The organism is Nocardia sp. CDC159 (assembly GCF_023740735.1).
In the GTDB taxonomy this organism is placed as follows: domain Bacteria; phylum Actinomycetota; class Actinomycetes; order Mycobacteriales; family Mycobacteriaceae; genus Nocardia; species Nocardia pulmonis.
Genome location: NZ_JAMRXH010000043.1, coordinates 506 through 1,664, shown reverse-complemented (window position 1 = coordinate 1,664; position 1,159 = coordinate 506). Strand labels below are relative to the sequence as shown.

At 64.7% G+C, this 1,159-nt stretch carries 1 protein-coding gene and 1 pseudogene; one reads left to right on the top strand and one right to left on the bottom strand.

What is annotated here, in order from left to right:
- Positions 1 to 194, bottom strand: a pseudogene (locus NDR87_RS37035) (recombinase family protein); the annotation flags it as partial.
- 370 nt (positions 195 to 564) lie between these two features.
- Here NDR87_RS37035 and NDR87_RS37030 point away from each other — a divergent pair.
- Complete coding sequence (locus NDR87_RS37030; protein WP_251919007.1) at positions 565 to 933, top strand: hypothetical protein; 369 nt, start codon at positions 565 to 567, stop codon at positions 931 to 933.
- The last annotated feature ends 226 nt before the right edge of the window (positions 934 to 1,159 follow it).

The window sequence follows — 1,159 nt, the reverse complement described above, 5'->3', positions numbered from 1 at the left end:
TGGCGACGGATGTCGTTGTCGTCGTTGCCTTGCGCGGATACCAGGGCTTCGATTGTTCGTGCTCGATTGCTCGGGCTGAATAGTCCGGCGAGCCAGGTGTTGACCGGGTGGACGAGGTGCGCTTCGCGCAGGTTGACGGTTTTCGGGTGATCGGCTTGTAGCGGGTGCCGGGTGGAAGCGTGCGAGCGACGCACCGGTAGTAGACGTGGCCGTGGGGAGTGCCGCCTTGCATCTTCCGGTGGCAGATGCCGCAGCGGATCCTGCTCCGGAACTGATACACGTGTGGTGAGCTCTGCCGGGCCCGTTCGAGTTGGGTCTTGGAGCGGATACTGCTGTCAGCGATGTAAACCCTCGAAGACGTCGCGTCTCGGTCGGTCGTGGCGTCTGGGCCGCTGTCGGTGACACAATGATAGGGAGTTCTGCGCGTTCAGCGTGGAAACGCTTGGAGGTCGAAGGCAACGCGCCACACATGCCCTCGCTTCGCCGGTTTGCAGTGTCGGGATCGGTGCCGCTGCCGTTGATTCGGCAGTCTTCAGGCCCGGTGCCGACCGAGGCGGGCAACTGATGACCCACATCCAGCCAGACGATATGCGCAAGAACGCCATCGGTGAAGCGGGCGATTGGCCCCACCGTGCAGGACTGGCGGTGCCGGAGTTCGCCTATGCCGCCGACAGGTTGGTGCGGCACCTGTTCGACGCCGGGCTTCGGTTGCACAAGCTGCGAATCGGGCTCGACCGCGACGGCAGCCCCCCGGCACCGGGATCGTCCGACGCGTTGGCTGTCGAGGTGCTCGACGAGCTGGATGTGGTCATCCACGACTCCGGCTTGGCGATGCTCGCGCTCGTACACAACACCACCGACTTCGGCGACGGACGGACCCACAGTGGCCGCTGGAACCGCCGACGTGGCTACGAGCAGGCCGACGCGGGCTGATGGGCGAACAATTCTCGGCTGAGGGGCCGCACAGAGCGCGGGACAGCTCGTACCTGGGTTGACAACGAATCCGTTGACGACCACCCGGTCGTTGATTGTCGCCTCCTCCGGCTGCTCGAAGAAGGCGTTCTGCGAGCCGGAAGGGGTTCGCAGCCACCCCCAGCGCCACGAAATCGAACATTGATCAGACCCGAGAAACCTCGTCTCATCGGGGACCTGCCCGGCT

Coding starts and splice junctions, on each gene's coding strand:
- NDR87_RS37030 (WP_251919007.1), top strand. CDS start 565: ATGACCCACATCCAGCCAGACGATATGCGCAAGAACGCCATCGGTGAA.